We start from the raw sequence: 15,383 nt of genomic DNA, 5'->3' as shown, positions 1-15,383 counted from the left end.
GGGAAAGCAAAAGACCGGAGCCCGCTGGAAGCGAACCCCGGTCTATCTCGCTGCTACAGGTCAGATGGCTCGGACCTGAGAGGCCTGCGGCCCCTTCTGGCCCTGCGTGATCTCGAACTCGACCCGCTGGCCGTCTTCAAGGCTGCGGTAGCCGTTGCCGACGATCTCGGAGAAGTGCACGAACACGTCCGGCGCACCGCCGTCCGGGGCGATGAAGCCGAAGCCCTTCTCGGCGTTGAACCACTTGACGGTTCCCTGAGCCATAAAAGCTCTCCCTCAGGATGTGAATCTATGGGACCCACACCTCGTGGGTCCCGGTGTGTCGTACAGCAAGCACCCGGGGTGGCTCAGACAAAGTCATGCTGGTTTTCACTACGGGATCAGCTAATACAACGCCATCACATCTAACACCATTCTGGCGCGTTGGTGTTCCCGTCCCAACGAAGATTTCTGTCCGGCGGCATCACCGGGCAAACTGGAACCTGTTATGCAGAGCCTTCCCTCGCCGCGTCTTGTGGCCACCGACCTCGACGGCACCGCGCTGCGCACTGACGGAACCGTGTCTCCCCGCACGGTGGCGGCCTTCGGAAAAGTCGAGGAATCAGGGGCCGTGCTGGTGTTCGTGACGGGGCGTCCGCCCCGGTGGATGGGGGGTCTGGCGGGTGTCGTACGTCACCACGGGCTCGCGATCTGTGCGAACGGAGCGCTGATCTACGATCTCCATACCGAACGGATAGTGGAATCTCACCTGATCAGCGTCGATGTGCTAGAGGAAGTCATCGCTCAGCTAAGAGCGAACGTGCCCGATCTCGCATTTTCGGTCGAGTATGAAGCCGGTTTTGCGCATGAGTCAGATTTCCGGCTCGGCGGCCTGGACCGGAACCTGCGGGCGGCCCGGACCGATTCGCTGACCTCCCGGCCGTGCGCCAAGCTGCTGGCCCTGCACCCGGCCATGGGCGCCGACGAGCTGCAGGCGACCGTGCACGGGCTGGTGGGGCATCTGGTGACCGCCACGCACTCCAGCCGCAGAGGGCTGATCGAGATGAGCGCCCACGGTGTGACGAAGGCGACGGCCCTGGCGGCGCTCGCCGGGCAGCACGAGGTGAAGCCCGCGCAGGCCGTGGCGTTCGGTGACATGCCGAACGACCTGCCCATGCTGAGCTGGGCAGGCACGTCGTACGCGGTCGCCAACGCGCACCCCGACGTGCTGGCCGTGGTCGATCACGTGACCGCGACCAACGACGACGACGGCGTCGCGCTGGTGATCGAGGAGCTCTACGGGTAGGGCCCCTACAGGTAGGGCCCCGAGCCGCCGTGCGGACGCTGCGTCTCGTCGCCCGGCACCCCGGGCAGCGCCCTGCGCATCTGCTCAAGCTGGGCACGGGCCGCCATCTGCTGTGCGAACAGCGTGGTCTGGATGCCGTGGAACAACCCTTCGAGCCACCCCACCAACTGGGCGTGCGCGATGCGCAGCTCCGCGTCGCTCGGCGGGGCGCCGTTGTCGTCGGTGAACGGGAGCGAGAGCCGCTCCAACTCGTCGACCAACTCGGGAGCCAGACCGTCTTCGAGCTCCTTGATGGAGGACTCGTGGATCTCCTTCAACCGCTTGCGGCTGGCCTCGTCGAGGGGAGCCGCGCGGACCTCCTCGAGAAGCTGGCGGATCATGCTGCCGATACGCATCACCTTGGCGGGCTGCTCGACCAGGTTGGTGACCGAGCGATCCTCGTCGCCATTGTCGCCCTGACCTTGGAAGTCGGGGCCCACCACCACGATGTGGGGGGTGTTGTTGTCCTCAGCATTCATAACACTCACCGTACTAGCAGGATCTTGCCGACGTGCTCCCCGGAATCCAACATTCGGTGAGCTTCGGCGGCCTCGGACATGGGGACCTCCGCGTACACGACCGGACTCACCGCCCCCGCCCCGATCAGGGGCCAGACGTTGTCCACGACGCTGCGGACGATGACGCCCTTCTCGTCGACGGGGCGGGCGCGCAGCGTCGTGGCGTGTATGGCGGCGCGCTTGCCGAGCAGGACGCCCAGGTTCAGCTCGGCCTTGAGCCCGCCCTGCAGCCCGATGATCACCAACCGGCCGCCGGTCTTCAGCGCGCGCACGTTGCCCGCCAGGTATTTCGCACCCATGATGTCGAGGATGACGTCGGCGTGCGCCTTCTCCGCGAAGTCCTCCTCGCGGTAGTTGATGACCTCGTCGGCGCCCAGCTCTCTGACGCGCTCGCCCTTGGCGGCCGAGCCGACGGTCGTGACGACGTACGAGCCGAGCGCCTTGGCCAGTTGCACCGCGAACGTGCCGATGCCGCTCGCCCCGCCGTGCACCAGCAGCGTCTCGCCCCGGCGCAGCCGCCCGATCATGAAGACGTTGGACCAGACCGTGCAGGCCACCTCGGGCAGCGCGGCGGCCTCGCGCAGCGAGACCCTGCCGGGCACCGGCATGACCTGCTGCCAGGGCACCGCTACGCGCTCGGCGTAACCGCCGCCGCCGAGCAGCGCGCACACCTCGTCCCCCGGCTTGAACTGCTCGACGTCCGCCCCGACCTCGGCCACCACGCCGGAGACCTCCAGCCCCGGGTACGGCGAGGCGCCGGGGGGAGGGTCGTAGAATCCTTGCCGTTGCAGGACGTCCGCACGGTTCACCGCCGAGGCCGTGACGTCGATGAGCACGTCTCCCCGTTCGACGCGTGGCTCCGGCGCCTCGCGCCACTCCAGCACCTCAGGCCCGCCAGGCTCGGCGATCTCAATGGCTCGCATGCGAACCACGGTAGCCGGGCAAAGAAGTTGTGGGTTGCCGGGCTGCGGACGAGCCGATGGCGTTAACCTGCAATGTATTTGCTGCCCCTTTAGACCCACCCGAGGGGGAACACGGTGGCAAGACACGATCGAGAGGAATCTCTCGAGGAGCAGCTCGCCTGGCTCGACGCGATCAAGGAGACGGAGGAGGCCCCCGTCCCTGTCAGCGCTTCCGCTGCTCCGGCTGACGAGCCGGTCGCATCGCCGTACCCCAAAGACCCCTGGCTCCTGGTGCCCCAGCAGCACGAGACGCCGACGCCGCCGCTGTTCCGCGCGGCGGTCGACACCGTGTACGGCCCAGCGGTGGCCGAGGGCGTCCCCCAGAGCGAGAGCGAGGCGGGGGAGTGGCTCGGCAGGGCCGGAGCCAAGGACGAGCCCGCGACCCCGGCCGCGCCGAGCGCGGACGATCCGTTCCACGCGCCGCTGAAGCCGCTGCCGCGACCCGACGACACCGACACGTACGCGTTGCCGTTCACGTCGCCCGAGTCGGCGGAGGAGACGGCGTGGCTGTCGCCGTCCGACTGGCCGGGGCCGGGCCGGGACCAGGGGCGGCAGGAGGAGGGTGACCGGCCGTCCGCCGGGGAGCCCGCGCGGCCGGAGGCGGAGCCGGAGCCGGTCTCCGCCGAGGAGCAGCCCGCGCCACCCGCGCCCGCGCCCGCGCCCCACGCCGAGGAAGAGCCGGTCAAGGAGGAGCGGGTCGCCTGGGCCGACACCCAGCCGGGCGGCGAGCGCCCGGCCTGGGCCGACGCCGAGCCACAGGCCGCCGCCCCGGCTACCGGGTCCACTGTGTCGCCTCCCGGGTCCACTGTGTCGCCTCCCGGGTCCACCGGGTCGGCTACCGGGTCCGCCACGGAGTCTCTGGACGCGCCGGAGACCCGCCCGCACCTCGACCGCCCCCAGCGGGCCGCCGAGGCGTCGGAGACGATGCCGCGTGCCGACCGCCCGCTGTGGAGCGATCCGGAGGCGCGCGCCGAGGAGCGGCCGCAGGACAGCGCTCCGCAGTGGCCGGAGCAGTCGTCCGAGCGTCCGCAGTGGCCGGAGCGGGAGCCCGAGCGCGCTCAGTGGCCGGAGCGGGACTCGCGCCCCTCGTGGCCGGAGCCGGAGCGTTCGCAGTGGAGCGAGCAGCGCGAGGCGCCGGAGCGTTCGCAGTGGAGCGAGCAGCCCGAACGGCCCTCGTGGAGCGAGCAGGAGCGCCCGCAGCGGGCCGAGGAGCCCGAGCAGCCGCCGCAGTGGAACGAGCAGCCGGAGCCCCCGCAATGGGCGGAGCCGGCCGAGCCGGAGCGTTCGCAGCGCGGCGAGCAACCCGAATGGCGGCCCGCCGAGCGGGAGATCCCGCCGACCCCGCCGCGCCGCAGCCCGGCCCCCACCCCGGTGTTCACCGTCCAGCCCAGGCCGCCGGTGACCGGACGCCCGACCGCCGAGAGCCTCGACCCGGAGTCCCTGCTTCGCGGCCGGCGCAACGCGCCCTCCAAGGGCTGGCGCCGGGTGGTGTACAAGGCGTCCGGCGGGTGGATCAAGCCGGGCGAGCCGCCGGAGGTGCGCCGCCGCCGCGAGCTGATCACCAGGGCCCGCACCCCCGTCACCGCCGGGCACCACCGGGTGGCCGTGCTGAGCCTGAAGGGCGGCGTGGGCAAGACCACGACCACGGTCGGCCTCGGCGCCACCCTGGCCCAGATGCGCGGTGACCGCGTCATCGCCGTCGACGCCAACCCCGATCGGGGCACGCTGTCCGACAAGCTCGTCCTGGAGACCTCGGCCACCGTGCGCGACCTGCTCAACGAGCGCGACCAGGTCAAGCGCTACGTCGACATCAGGGCGTTCACCTCGCAGGCGCCCTCGCGGCTGGAGGTGCTGGCCTCCGACCGCGACCCCTCGGTCTCCGAGGCGTTCAGCGGCGCCGACTACCAGGCCGTCTCCCAGGTGCTGGAGAACTTCTACTCGATCTGCATCACCGACTGCGGCACCGGGCTGCTGCACTCGGCCATGGGCGGCGTGCTCGGGCTGGCCGACCAGATCGTGCTGGTCAGCTCCCCGTCGGTCGACGGCGCCAGGGCGGCCTCCGCGACGCTCGACTGGCTGGAGGCGCACCACCACGGCGACCTGGTGAAGAACGCGACCGTGGTGTTGTGCAGCGTCAGGCCCCGGTCGAAGTCGGCGGTGGACATCAAGAAGCTGGAGGCCCACTTCGCCGCCAGGTGCCGGGCGGTCATCCGGGTGCCGTACGACCCGCATCTGGAGGAGGGGGCCGAGATCGACCTCGACCGCCTCCAGGAGGCGACCAGAGACGCCTACCTCCAACTCGCCGCCTGCGTGGGCGAGGGGTTCGCGGGCGTCCGCGAGTGAGTCACGGGCCGGCGGACTGGCGCGCGGTGAGCACTTCCGCACCGCACGCCGGGACGCCTCAGGCGGGGTACACCTCGTTCACCAGCCGGGAGGTCCACGGGCACCACACGAGGCCGGGCAGGAACGCGCCGCCCGCCTCGTCGAGGTGCTCCTCGACGTACGGGACGGTCGCGTCGCACACCTCGAAGGCCAGCTCGAAGAAGTCGACGGTGTCCGGCCGGTAGTGGTAGCTCCAGCGGGGATTGTAGGGGGCGGTCCGCTTCAGGATCCGGCCGACGACGTGGGGCCGCGAACGGGTCTCACCGCCGATCAGGTCACGGGCGTGCTGGATCTTGTCGGGGTCGCGCAGCTCGATCACGAAGCGCTCGCGCGTGATGTCCTCCATCGTGAAGTACGCCACGGGGGCGGCCTGCCGCGCGGTGCCGGTCGCCGTCGCCGGCCCGGCGGCGGTCAGCACGGCGAGGGCCGCCGCGAACGAGACGCCGATCTTGGGGGTGATGCCTGACATTGGTTCCCTCCGAGGTCGGGGGGTGAGGGACTCAACCCCACGCCACGGAAAGTATCGGCGTGACTACACACAGTGAAATAGCGTCCAGGCCACAGGACCCTGCCCGAACCCGGGGACAGGACGCTCAAGGGATGCTCACCAGGGCTCGCGGCGGCCCGGGGAGGGTGGCGGAGGGTGTGGGATTCGAACCCACGAGGCCATCGCTGACCTGGCCGCTTTCAAGGCGGCTGCACTCGTCCACTATGCGAACCCTCCTGTGCGGAAACCACGATAGCGGCTGTGGTGACAGGGGTGTGAGTTCAGGCGGTGGCGGATCTCGACGTCGAGGGTGCGGCACGGAGATCGTGACACGGTCGTGGGCCTCCACGGCGACCTCGACCAGCTCACGGCTGACGGGCCTCCAGGGCCGCCACCGAACTCTGGCGGGGCCAAGAGGGTGGCCTCAGCCGCCGAGCTGTGACAGCAGCCACTTCGGGCCCACGGTCTCGGCGCCCAGCGCGTGGACCCGTTCCCGAAGCCCGCGGTCCGCCGTGACGACCAGCACTCGTTCCCACGGTTTGGCCCGGCGTACGACGTCGACGATCGCGTCGTCGCCGCTCCCCGTCGCCGCCACCACCTGGATCCCCGGCACGGCGGGCGCGCTCTTCGCCGCCCCCTCCACGACCGCGACCACCCGCGGATACCACTGGGCCAGCACCGGATGCGTCAGCCGCAGCCCCGACACCTCCCGCAGCAGCCGGGTCGCCGCCCCCAGCCGGTCGTTCCACCAGCCGCGCTCGGCCCGCGCGCCGACGATGTTGGCCACGTCGAGCACGATGGTCTCGGGCCTGATCGCGACCTGGATCTCGCTCCACGTGGCGGCGAAGCCGGGATGCAGCCTGCGCGCGGTCACCTCGGGCAGGGGCAGCCAGCGCAGTTCGCTGCTCTCGGCGTTGGCCGGCGTGGCGGCCAGCAACTCGGCCGACTCGGCGATCACGGTCTCGAACGCCCACCCGCCGTGGTCGTCGAGATAGACCCCCTGCACCCGCAGCCCCTCCGCGCCGAGCGCCGCCTCCTCGCGGGCCTCGCGCAGCGCGCTGGTGACGGCGTCCTCGTGGCTGTCGCGGGCTCCGCCGGGCAGCCCCCAGGTGCCGCCGTGGTGGCTCCACCAGGAGCGCTTCTGCATCAGCACGTACGGGACGCCGCCCTCGTCATGGTGCACGAGGAGGAGCCCGGAGGCGCCGTGGACGCCCCAGTGCCGGTGGCCTTGGGAACACGCGGCCCAGCCGTCGCCGTCCTTCGCCGTCATGAGGGGATTGTCTCAGCCGCCGCCCTTGGAGAAATGCTGGTAGTTCTTCCTGCGATTTCGTGACCTGCCATATTAGGTGCGGTACCCCCTTTCATCTGCAATTACATCATTGGCTGATGTTGGTCATGATTGGCCTCAGTCGGCCCTCAGACGGCCCAGAAACGGCCCACGCGCGGCCCATGGATAAGGGCTCACTCGGCTTTTACCTTCCCGTCGCGGATCTGCGCGACGTACTCCCGCGTGTAGTCGGATGCCTTGGCGACCTTGGCGAGCCACCCCCGGACTTGGGGATGGCCGCGGTTCTCGTGGAAGGCGTCGTGGATCTCCGCGAAGAGTTCGGCGCGCTTGGCGTCGAGTTCTCTCCGGAGGGTCCCGATGCGCTGGAGGCGCTCTTCGTCAGTCGTCACGCCCACCATGGTTGCACAAATAGCTTGGCCAAGAAAGTTCGCCAAGTCTCTTGTGTCTCAGCGTTCAATGTGAACAGAATAGGCCAAGAGAGTTCACATATTGCCCCTGTGGGGAGCGGCCCTCGCCAGGCGATTCCAGCACCGGGCGAGGACCTTGACCGGGAAGAAGGCTCCCAGCTCATGCAACAGCGTACGGGCCTCAACGGCGAGGCCACCGACACCACCCGGGACCGTGCCGACGCCGAGACGGCACGGCCCAGCACCGACACCTGCACCTACTGCGGCAGCACCGAAGACATCCGCACCATCGCGGGCGTTGGAACACACGGCTGCCAGACGTGCGCCGGCATCATCCAGCGCGCCCTCAACGCCCGCATGGCGGACGCACCGCCGGTCACCGACGACCAGGGCGCGGGCATCGCCTGCGTCGAGTGCGGGGCGACCGGCCGGCCCGTACACGTCGCGGGCGAGGTCGACGGCCGCGACGTGTACCAGTGCGACGACACGGACGGGTGCGACGCCCGCACCTTCGAGATGCCGTCGTCGATCCAGGCCGCCGCCCGCGACGCCGGAGTCCGGGCGATCCGGGAGTACAAGGGCCAGTGGCTGAGCGTGATGCGCGCCCACCAGCGGATGCGCCGCAGCGTCCGCAACGGGACCGCCGAGCCCGCCGCGTGGCTGACCGAAGACCCGTGCGACCCGTGGTGCTACGGCGGCCTCGACCACGAGACGGGAACATCCCCCGACGACCGTATCCACTTCGGCGTGTCGATGTCCGTCCCGCTCGTCACGATGGAGCCCGTCGTGTCGGGCCCGCCGTCGCACTTCGCGCCGCCGGAGATGTCCCTGTCCCTGGAGCGCAAGTACAGGGAGAAGCAGCCGCGCATCAGCTTCACCGTGGGCGACCGTCAGTGCGCCATCGCCACGCTGGGCGAGGCCGAGAAGCTCGCGAACGACCTGCTGTTCCTCGTCGCTCAAGGACGTGGCGAGGCCAGCCCGATATAGCACGACAGCCCCCGGCCCGGTGTTGGAGCACCGGGCCGGGGGCCTGGATCCCGTCACCTGACAACACCAGGGAGAGATCGTGAACCAGAACCTACCGTCGCCCGGGTGCACCCTCTACGAGTGGTGCAGCATCACCACCCACGAGCGCGGCCACCACATGGCCAACCTCGACCTCATCGAGCTGCTCGACGAGCCCGACAAGGTGATCGAGGTCAACCTGTACGCCGACGACACCACGCCGCCCGTCGTACGGCTGATCTTCCCGGGTCACGGTGTCGCCGCGTACATCGACCTGCCCGCCGAGCACGCCGACGCCATCGCGTCCATCATCCGCACGTTCGAGGGGCCCGGCCTGTTCGACCGGCGCGGCCTGCGCGAGTTCGCCGAACTTCTCGCGGAGGCGACCCACGAACTGAACGCGGCGGCCCAGCCGTGAAGTGCCATATCCCGTGGTGCACGGCGCAACACCACCGGGCCGACTATCAGACGCACACCCGCGAGATCGCCGAGCTGGACACCGGCCGCGGCCTGATCGTCATCGTCGAGCTGTATCAGCACTGGCAGCCCGGCCACAGCGAGGCCCCGGCCGTGGTCGTCGTCGAGGACACCGACAGCGAGACGACCGTCACGCACATCACGGCCGCCATCGCGGCGACCATGGGCCGGGCCATCACGGCGCTGCCCCACAACGGCCGCGCGGCCTTCGGAGAGGCGCTGACGACCGCCGCGGCGCTCCTTCTCTCGACGCCTGGCGAGCGTGAGGCTGACCCTCACACCCCCGGGCGTGAGGCCATGCCTAACGCTGAGCGTCCGGAAGGGCGGTGACCAGGGTCATGGCTACCTCCCCCCGGCGCAAGCGCGCACCACGCATCGTAGAGATGGAGGAGTACGTTGCCATGCTGCACCGCATGGTCGACGCGCTCGGCGTGCGGCTGGCCGACGACCCTGCCGGGCTCGTCCACGTCGAGCCTCTGCGCGAGCACCTGCGCGACGCGATGAACACGGCGATCGCGATCAACCAGGAGAAGCCGCGCGGCTACAGTTTCGCCGAGCTGGGGCGGATTCTCGGTATCAAGCGGGAGTCCGTCTACGAGCGCGCGGTGAAGGGCCGCGCGATCCTCGCGGCGGCGCGGGCCCGGCTCGGTGTCGTGTCGCTGCGCGAGCACCGCCAGGCGCGACTGGAGCGCGCGGGCCTGCCCGACCGGCGGGCGGCCGAGCGCTGACCGTCCAGAACACCACGCACGCCCCGCCGATCACCTGATCGGCGGGGCGTCGTCATGTACGAGCCCGGTGGCGCGGGGGCGGCGCCTGCTCGGGCGCGGATGCCGTCGCTGCTGTACGCAGGGCTGCGATCAGCTCGGGCATGCGACCGGGCAGCGCGGCCAGGATGTCGGCCAGGTCGGCGGCGCACTCCAGGGTGAGGTCTCGTGTGCGCCGGCCGTGGGCGCCGGTACGGGTGAGCCGGACGACGGGCGGGTGCGGGTCCACCTGGCCGACGAACACCGTGACCACCACTTCGCCGAGGGTCCAGACGGCAAGCTGGGCGGCGTGGCCGGGCTGGTCGCCGGGCCGGTGTGGGGCGCGGCACCAGGCGACGCCGCACGGCGACGTCGTCGCGAACGTTGGCATGGGGTACCTCCTCTCGTGTCGATCGGCCGTGCTCGGGGTCTCCGCTGCGGGGGCGGTCGGTTGGACCGCGAGCCCGACCGGCGCGGAGCACCTCCGGGGAAGGCTCCGTGTGGTCCCCGCCCTGGGCCGACTCCTCCAAAGGCGGCGGGCGGGGACCACGTCTGAGGCCCTCGTCTGGCGCGTCTCCACTTCGTGTGGCGCCAGGCGGGGGCAGTTCTTCACCCTGCTCCCGTCCGCAACGCCTGACGCGAGGCGGGAGCAGGGCTGTCCGGGTGATCCAGTTCGGCCCGCCGCAGCCCGTCGAGGGAGACGATCAGTTGCGTGGCCAGGGCGTATTCGAGGGACCGGAAGGCGTCGAGCGGTAGTTCCACGGCGTCCTGGACGACGACGACCGTGCGCCCTGGGGCAGGCCGGTAGAGGCCCGCGACGACCCCGTACGGCTCGGCGCCTTGTGCGGTGTAGACGTGCGACTCTCGGCGTAGGCGCGGGCACAGCGCGCGGGCCACGGGGATGCATGGGCGGCAGCAGGGCGGGGCGTGCGTGAACTGGAGGCCGCCGCCGGTCGTTCCTGGGGGCTCGGGCATCAGCCACCAGATCCGGCCGTCGCCGTCCACGGCCGACCGGCCGCACACCTGGCACAGGTGGCGCGTCATGCAGCGGCGCTGCCGCGGGGTGTTGACCATCTTCCACAGCGGGCGTCCGGCGCGGGATACGCCCTGCCGGTGCCACAGCACCCCGTACAGCCAGTCCGTCTCCACCGGATCCATGTGGGACAGCCGCATCCCGTCCGTCGCCCCGGAGTGCGGTGCCAGAGCAAGCTGGTAGCCGATGGCCTCGCCGTCGTAGGCAGTGACGTACGGGACACCGTGTCCCACCTGGGGCGCCGTCACCAGGTCACCCCGCCGCCCGCCAGAAACGGGGACGCCGAGGCGCCCACCCAGGCCCACCGTGGCCGCTTGAAGGGCGGCACGACCCCACTGCGCTGGGGCCGTGCCGCCGATCCCGCGCGCCCCTCCGCACGCGGAGGCACGGCAGTGAGACGCCCGAGAGCTGACTCGCCGCCGTGCCGGTCCATGGGATTCATCGCCTGCCCGCCATCAGCGCGAGTTCGATGAGCGCCCAGCCGAGGCTCACGGCCTCGCCCGGCGAGAGCTGGAGAGCCGGCGTCTCATCGACGTCCACATGCACCGTGGGCTGTTCGTCGTGCGGGGCCTGGCGCAGGTCGACGAACAGCACCGGAGGGCGCTCGACATCCGCCAAGTCGAGACGCACCGTCTGCAGCTCGGCGAGGTGGCGCCGCTCGCCCTCGTGGTCTCCGGCGCACCAGGCCGGGCATCCGCTCACAACCGCCCCCGCCAGGTGTGGGCCAGGCGAGCGGCCGGGGCCTCGATGGTTTCCAGGCGCTCGAACGTCCCGGCGGTGATGACATCGCCGCTCGGCTTGTGGATCGCCCGCCAGCTACCGTCCGGCCGCTGCTCGACGTCGCGGAACTCGGGGATCTCGGGGATCTCAACGGCCGGCCGGCACCGAGTCACGGTCCCGGTGCCGGCCGGCCTGCTCGTGGGGGCGCCCGTGTCCCGCCGGACCGGCGCTCGCATGGGGTATTCGAGCCCGTGACTGCTCATACGGGGACCGTAGAAGTGCTCCGGGGCGCCTATCTACGATGTTTCAGGTTGTTGCAGAAATTCGTCTCTCGCCCGGAGTATGAGCAACCTGGCCTCGTCCCCGTAGACTGCGGCGCGGCCCATCTGCTCGAAGACGGTCAGATAGATGTGGATCTCTTCGGTCCTGGTGATGTCGAGTGCTGCCGTCAACGTCTCGACCTTGACGAGACCCTGGTCGAAGATCCAGAAGGCGGTTTGCGTGTGGGCGCCCAGGCCAGCCCCTGCGGGGATGATCCCGATCGATACATTGGGCAGCGACATGGCCGCCATGACACGGTCGAGCTGCTCCAGCATGGTTTCGACCGAGCCGACATGGGTCCGCAGTGTTTGCTCCGCGAGCAGGAACACGAAGCGGTGGTCTCCCTCTCGCAGGATGCGTTGGCGGGCCAGGCGGGCAGCGGTCGCAGCCTCGCGATCGTCGGGGAGGTCAAGGAGTTGAGCCCAGTAGGCCATGCTTTCGACCGAGTAGGCGGCGGTCTGTAGCAGGCCGGGGATGCTCCAGTGCTCGTGCACGCGGAACAGTCTGGTGCGCTCGTAGAGGGTCGCGATGTCCTCTTGGAGGCGCCGCAGGCCGGTTCGCGCCTGCCTGCGCCATTCTCGGTAGAGAGAATCAACTCTGCGTGCCTGGGCGATCAGGCCGGGGGTCTCGTCTTCGGCATTGCAGGTGGAGCACCAGGCGCGGATCTCGGCATCGGTGGGGGTCTGCCTGCCGTGCTCCACGCGGCTTACCTTGGTGAAATGAATTCCGACGGCCGCCGCGAGCTGCCGTCCCGAGAGACCTGCATCCAAGCGGATCTCTCGGAGACGGTCACCGAAGGCTTGCCGTGCCTGTTGGGCCGAACTGGTCACTGGGCGATCTTCTCGCCGTTCAAGAGGGCTTGTATTCGTCGTGCGGGATACCCAACTCCCAGACAGCCTCGAAGGCCGACTTGCACAACAGGAGGTCGTGCGGATCGGTCGAGGTGGTGAAGTCGATGTTCTGGCCGTTGCCCGCGTAGTGGTGGAACACGACCATGCGGTCGTCGAACAACCAGAAGTCGTTGCCGGGGAACGCGATGGACGATACGCGCCGTCGAGGTACCCAGCGCACCCCGCATCCAGCGTCGATGTGAGGCTGCATGATGCTGTGTGACCAGCGCTGATAGTCGCTGAGCGGCTCACTTACGACGTGGGCGCGCTTGAACGTCTTCCCCGCTTTGGTGCCGTCGCGCACGAGGTCGCACCATTCGCGAAGCCATTCGAGGTCGTCCGGTTCACCGGCCGCCCACTTGGCCAGATGGGGTAGCTCGACCTCCGTGCCGTAGGAGTCGCGCATCTCCAAGTGGATGGCGGACTGTTCGAATTGCGTGAATAGCGCATTGAACTGCTCGTATGAGAGCCCCATCAGTCGCCTTCGCGGAAGAAGAAGGGGACGAGCCTGTCTGGGATCTCGCAGGCGACCTCGCCGGCGGGAATGTTCATCTGCGCCAGCACCTCGGGGTCAGTGACGACCCAGCCCTGAACGAGCCAGGATCCGCGGTCGGTCTGGTAGAGCGTGGGGGATCCTTGCGGCTGCGAATCGGGATCTACTGCCACGAGTGTGATTTTCACCGTCGCCCCTCACTTGTTGCAGAGTGTTGTAGACCCACTTGATGCTCGGCTCAACAGAGCCCTGAGTCAAGAGTCGGCGATCCAGCTCTGGGCTGTCTCGCTCGTGATTCTCACCTTTCCGTAGCAGCACGACGAAAGCCCCCGCCACCTCCCGAAGGAGATGGCGGGGCCGCTCGTTACCGAGGCTTACAGGCTGTGGATGCGCTGTCCCTGGGAGACGCCCGGCTTGTAGACGGGCACCCGCGTGGAGCCGAGCAGTACGCCGACGATCGGCCACTTGCGCTGCAGCGTCGAGACGACGGCCTGGTAGAGGGTGACGCACGCGCCGCCCACGGCCAGGCTCACCTGAGTGGCCGTGTCAGGGTCGATCTCGAACCCCTGGAGCACGAACCAGGCGATGACGGAGCCGACCGCGGCAGGGACTGCGGTGCGGATCCAGGACAGGATCAGGTCGTACATGGGCCCTCCAACGAGGTCGGGGAGTCATAGATTCAGCGGTGTTTCCGCTGGTCCGAGGCAGGGTGTTGAGAAGTCGCTGATAAAATCAGGCGTTCTCCAACACCGTGATCGCGACCTAACAAGGGCGCGTGATTTAATCACGCCTGATCTTTAGGTCAGGCGACGCGAGCAGCCAGCAACTGGTCGAGCTTGGCGCTGATCTCGTCGAGGCGGGCCTTGATGCGGTCCTGCTCGGTCTCGATCTCCTGCAGGAACGCGGCGGGGCTGCGCGAGGACTCGCCCGTCTCGCCCTTGTTCATGACGATCCTGGCGTCGTGCCAGATCGCGTCGATGTCCACGTCGTCCTCCTCCATCCACCGCGCCACCCGGGCGCGGAAGTCGGTCATGTCGATGCTGTGGGGGTCGGGCTTGCCGCGGTTGACCTCGCGGTGGGCCTTCACCCGGCTGGCGTCGAGGCCAAACTCCTTGCACAGCTCGGCGCACAGCCGGACGTACGCGTCGAGCTGGACCTGCGGCCAGGGCTGCGACCCGTTGTTCTCGGCCTCGATCCCGATGCTGCTGGAGTTGTCGTGCAGTGCGCTGGTCGAGGGGGCGTTGTGCCAGCAGCGGCCGGCGGCGATCACGTAGATCCGCCCGGACCGGCCGAGCCCGTACTGGCTGAGCGGGCCGTCCAGACCTGGGCGGCCGTCCCGTACGACGCGGAGGGACGGGTAGTCGCCGCCTGCGGCCGGGCCCGCGGTGTGGTGGCAGACGAACCCCTCCACCTCGGGCTGCGGCCCGTGGCCGCGCGTCCGCCAGCCGGGCACCTCCTCGACCGGGAAGCCAGTGCGGCGGGCGACGTCGGCGAGCTGGGTCAGATAGGGCACTGTCAGCCTCCTTGAATCAGCGTGATCAGGGCGATGACGAGGCTCGCGGCGCCGAACAGGGCGGCGATGGACGGGAGCGGCCAGCGGCTGCGTTCGAGGACCCGCAGCCGCGCCTCGTGGTCGGTGAGGTCGCTGCGCATGTCCTCGTGAGCGGTTGCCACCTGGTCGACCTTGTTGCCGAGCTGGTCGACCTTGCCGGAGACGCTGCGCAGCTCGTCGTAGATTTCGCGTGCTCCGATCGTCACCGGACCAAGGGGGTCACTGGTCACGCACGACTCCTTGCTGAGTTGGTACGGCGAGCAGCCGCGAGTTGGTGAAAGAAGGGGTGCCGCCCGTCCGCACCCAGCCACGGGCGGCACGATCAGGGATGTCAGGTGGATAGCCAGCGCATTTCGAGCTGGCCGCCGTAGTGGCCGCTGTCGGGGTTCAGTCCTGCGAGTTGGTCGGCCGAGGGCCATTTCCTGGCGTGGACGATGAGGTAGTCGCCGGCGGTCAACTGGATGATTGCGGCGGCGGTGTGGCTTTCGGAGGTTTGCTTGGTGCGGTTGCTGAACATGGACAGCGCTTCGCGTCGTACTCCTGCGGGGGTGTAGATGAACACGAGGTTGAAGCGCTGGTCCGCCTCCATGGGGTCCTGGATCCACTGCATTTGGAGGGTGAGCAGGTGGTAGCCGGTCCTGGTGGCGGTCAGCCGTGTCCTGTCGCTGGAGTTGTAGGCGTCGGCTGTGTCGTGGACGAGGGTGTCCCAGGTGACCGGGTCGTGGGCGAAGCGCGGCAGCGACTGGGCCTGGTTCTTGCGGACGATGGTGAGCGGCGGCTG

Annotated in this window: 23 protein-coding genes and 1 tRNA gene; 6 read left to right on the top strand and 18 right to left on the bottom strand. The window is 69.5% G+C overall.

The features are described from left to right. Positions 1 to 60 precede the first annotated feature (60 nt). Positions 61 to 264, bottom strand: coding sequence for a cold-shock protein (locus ACZ6S0_RS42880; protein ID WP_043619750.1), 204 nt, complete (start codon positions 262 to 264; stop codon positions 61 to 63). A gap of 223 nt (positions 265 to 487) precedes the next feature. Here ACZ6S0_RS42880 and ACZ6S0_RS42875 point away from each other — a divergent pair, with 223 nt between their 5' ends. Next, positions 488 to 1,285: an HAD family hydrolase gene (locus tag ACZ6S0_RS42875; RefSeq protein WP_465925089.1), complete on the top strand. Its 798-nt coding sequence runs from the start codon at positions 488 to 490 to the stop codon at positions 1,283 to 1,285. Positions 1,286 to 1,290: 5 nt separating this feature from the next. Here ACZ6S0_RS42875 and ACZ6S0_RS42870 read toward each other — a convergent pair whose 3' ends face one another. Both ACZ6S0_RS42870 and ACZ6S0_RS42865 read right to left on the bottom strand, forming a co-directional pair. Continuing rightward, positions 1,291 to 1,803, bottom strand: coding sequence for a bacterial proteasome activator family protein (locus ACZ6S0_RS42870; protein ID WP_465925088.1), 513 nt, complete (start codon positions 1,801 to 1,803; stop codon positions 1,291 to 1,293). A 5-nt stretch (positions 1,804 to 1,808) separates the two neighbouring features. Then, a complete protein-coding gene (locus tag ACZ6S0_RS42865) occupies positions 1,809 to 2,765 on the bottom strand; it encodes an NAD(P)H-quinone oxidoreductase (protein WP_465925087.1) in 957 nt (318 codons plus the stop codon). A gap of 114 nt (positions 2,766 to 2,879) precedes the next feature. On the opposite strand from ACZ6S0_RS42865, the gene ACZ6S0_RS42860 reads away from it, so the two are divergent. Then, positions 2,880 to 5,147 carry a MinD/ParA family ATP-binding protein gene (locus tag ACZ6S0_RS42860; RefSeq protein WP_465925086.1) on the top strand — a complete coding sequence of 756 codons (2,268 nt, stop codon included), beginning with the start codon at positions 2,880 to 2,882 and terminating at the stop codon, positions 5,145 to 5,147. Between the two features lie 58 nt (positions 5,148 to 5,205). Here ACZ6S0_RS42860 and ACZ6S0_RS42855 read toward each other — a convergent pair whose 3' ends face one another. The 4 genes from ACZ6S0_RS42855 to ACZ6S0_RS42840 form a co-directional block, all read right to left on the bottom strand. After that, positions 5,206 to 5,655, bottom strand: a complete 450-nt coding sequence (locus ACZ6S0_RS42855) for a BP74-related protein (RefSeq protein WP_465925085.1) — start codon at positions 5,653 to 5,655, stop codon at positions 5,206 to 5,208. Positions 5,656 to 5,820: 165 nt separating this feature from the next. Beyond that, positions 5,821 to 5,910, bottom strand: a tRNA-Ser gene (locus ACZ6S0_RS42850). A gap of 187 nt (positions 5,911 to 6,097) precedes the next feature. Further along, the gene (locus tag ACZ6S0_RS42845; RefSeq protein WP_465925084.1) at positions 6,098 to 6,943 is read right to left on the bottom strand and encodes an NUDIX domain-containing protein; all 846 of its coding nucleotides are present in this window, start codon (positions 6,941 to 6,943) and stop codon (positions 6,098 to 6,100) included. A 191-nt stretch (positions 6,944 to 7,134) separates the two neighbouring features. Beyond that, positions 7,135 to 7,350 carry a hypothetical protein gene (locus ACZ6S0_RS42840; RefSeq protein WP_465925083.1) on the bottom strand — a complete coding sequence of 72 codons (216 nt, stop codon included), beginning with the start codon at positions 7,348 to 7,350 and terminating at the stop codon, positions 7,135 to 7,137. Between the two features lie 180 nt (positions 7,351 to 7,530). Between ACZ6S0_RS42840 and ACZ6S0_RS42835 the strand changes: the two genes are divergently transcribed. From ACZ6S0_RS42835 to ACZ6S0_RS42820, 4 genes are all read left to right on the top strand, one after another. Continuing rightward, positions 7,531 to 8,355: a DUF6907 domain-containing protein gene (locus ACZ6S0_RS42835; protein ID WP_465925082.1), complete on the top strand. Its 825-nt coding sequence runs from the start codon at positions 7,531 to 7,533 to the stop codon at positions 8,353 to 8,355. 79 nt (positions 8,356 to 8,434) lie between these two features. Then, positions 8,435 to 8,791, top strand: a complete 357-nt coding sequence (locus ACZ6S0_RS42830) for a hypothetical protein (RefSeq protein WP_465925081.1) — start codon at positions 8,435 to 8,437, stop codon at positions 8,789 to 8,791. Continuing rightward, positions 8,788 to 9,180 carry a hypothetical protein gene (locus ACZ6S0_RS42825; RefSeq protein ID WP_465925080.1) on the top strand — a complete coding sequence of 131 codons (393 nt, stop codon included), beginning with the start codon at positions 8,788 to 8,790 and terminating at the stop codon, positions 9,178 to 9,180. Before ACZ6S0_RS42830 ends, ACZ6S0_RS42825 begins: the two co-directional genes overlap by 4 nt. 53 nt (positions 9,181 to 9,233) lie before the next feature. Beyond that, positions 9,234 to 9,578, top strand: a complete 345-nt coding sequence (locus ACZ6S0_RS42820; protein ID WP_465925079.1) for a hypothetical protein — start codon at positions 9,234 to 9,236, stop codon at positions 9,576 to 9,578. 52 nt (positions 9,579 to 9,630) lie between these two features. Here ACZ6S0_RS42820 and ACZ6S0_RS42815 read toward each other — a convergent pair whose 3' ends face one another. The 11 genes from ACZ6S0_RS42815 to ACZ6S0_RS42765 all read right to left on the bottom strand — a co-directional run. Next, the gene (locus tag ACZ6S0_RS42815; protein WP_465925078.1) at positions 9,631 to 9,984 is read right to left on the bottom strand and encodes a hypothetical protein; all 354 of its coding nucleotides are present in this window, start codon (positions 9,982 to 9,984) and stop codon (positions 9,631 to 9,633) included. Positions 9,985 to 10,202: 218 nt separating this feature from the next. Then, positions 10,203 to 10,874, bottom strand: a complete 672-nt coding sequence (locus ACZ6S0_RS42810; RefSeq protein ID WP_465925077.1) for a hypothetical protein — start codon at positions 10,872 to 10,874, stop codon at positions 10,203 to 10,205. A 190-nt stretch (positions 10,875 to 11,064) separates the two neighbouring features. Beyond that, entirely contained in the window at positions 11,065 to 11,328 is a 264-nt protein-coding gene (locus tag ACZ6S0_RS42805; RefSeq protein WP_465925076.1) for a DUF6907 domain-containing protein, read from the bottom strand. Then, positions 11,325 to 11,609 carry a hypothetical protein gene (locus ACZ6S0_RS42800; protein WP_465925075.1) on the bottom strand — a complete coding sequence of 95 codons (285 nt, stop codon included), beginning with the start codon at positions 11,607 to 11,609 and terminating at the stop codon, positions 11,325 to 11,327. Before ACZ6S0_RS42800 ends, ACZ6S0_RS42805 begins: the two co-directional genes overlap by 4 nt. Before the next feature lie 33 nt (positions 11,610 to 11,642). Next, complete coding sequence (locus ACZ6S0_RS42795) at positions 11,643 to 12,497, bottom strand: helix-turn-helix domain-containing protein (protein ID WP_465925074.1); 855 nt, start codon at positions 12,495 to 12,497, stop codon at positions 11,643 to 11,645. 19 nt (positions 12,498 to 12,516) lie between these two features. After that, entirely contained in the window at positions 12,517 to 13,032 is a 516-nt protein-coding gene (locus ACZ6S0_RS42790; protein WP_465925073.1) for a DUF6879 family protein, read from the bottom strand. Next, positions 13,032 to 13,223 (bottom strand): hypothetical protein, encoded by a 192-nt coding sequence (locus ACZ6S0_RS42785; protein WP_465925072.1) that lies wholly within the window; start codon positions 13,221 to 13,223, stop codon positions 13,032 to 13,034. Before ACZ6S0_RS42785 ends, ACZ6S0_RS42790 begins: the two co-directional genes overlap by 1 nt. A 201-nt stretch (positions 13,224 to 13,424) precedes the next feature. After that, entirely contained in the window at positions 13,425 to 13,697 is a 273-nt protein-coding gene (locus tag ACZ6S0_RS42780; RefSeq protein WP_465925071.1) for a hypothetical protein, read from the bottom strand. 155 nt (positions 13,698 to 13,852) lie between these two features. Continuing rightward, complete coding sequence (locus ACZ6S0_RS42775; RefSeq protein ID WP_465925070.1) at positions 13,853 to 14,563, bottom strand: peptidoglycan recognition protein family protein; 711 nt, start codon at positions 14,561 to 14,563, stop codon at positions 13,853 to 13,855. Positions 14,564 to 14,565: 2 nt separating this feature from the next. Further along, entirely contained in the window at positions 14,566 to 14,832 is a 267-nt protein-coding gene (locus tag ACZ6S0_RS42770; protein ID WP_465925069.1) for a hypothetical protein, read from the bottom strand. Positions 14,833 to 14,933: 101 nt separating this feature from the next. Further along, on the bottom strand, positions 14,934 to 15,383 hold a 450-nt coding region (locus ACZ6S0_RS42765; RefSeq protein WP_465925068.1), incomplete at its 5' end, for a hypothetical protein.

It is taken from the genome of Nonomuraea sp. NPDC051298 (assembly GCF_055586305.1).
The sequence above is the reverse complement of the archived record's forward strand: the minus strand, read 5'-3'. Positions and strand labels throughout refer to the sequence as shown.